Raw genomic sequence first — 349 nt, 5'->3', positions numbered from 1 at the left:
CATTACGATTGTCCAGCCGCTTGATCGACAGAAGCCTGCTGGCGGTGTGATAAGCGACGAAGAACTGTTCAACATAGCGACGAATACCGTCGGCGCCGACAAACTCATCGCCAACCGAAACATCATCGATGACGGCGTCGGGCGTGAACTGGGCGAGCACCGCGTCGACATCAAAAGCATTGAGGCATCGAATGACGGATTCGACCCGCGTCTGCATGGATGGCTCCTTATCGATCAACGATGGTGGTGTCGGCGATCGTCTCGGCAAAGCCGATCCCGAACAGCAAGGCTGGGGTCAGAAACCCCGGGCGGGCCTCGCCCGTCAAGACGCGTCTGCCCGCCTCGGCGG

The 349-nt window shown here is 59.9% G+C and carries 1 protein-coding gene; it reads right to left on the bottom strand.

Features of this window, described 5'->3' with window-relative positions:
* The coding region (locus RCF13_RS00085) for a nuclear transport factor 2 family protein (RefSeq protein WP_308140654.1) at nt 1–217 on the bottom strand (217 nt) is incomplete at its 3' end.
* Between the last annotated feature and the right edge of the window lie 132 nt (nt 218–349).

The organism is Stenotrophomonas maltophilia group sp. RNC7 (assembly GCF_030910085.1).
Classification (GTDB): Bacteria; Pseudomonadota; Gammaproteobacteria; order Xanthomonadales; family Xanthomonadaceae; genus Stenotrophomonas; species Stenotrophomonas sepilia.
This window is presented reverse-complemented; position numbering and strand designations above follow the sequence as displayed.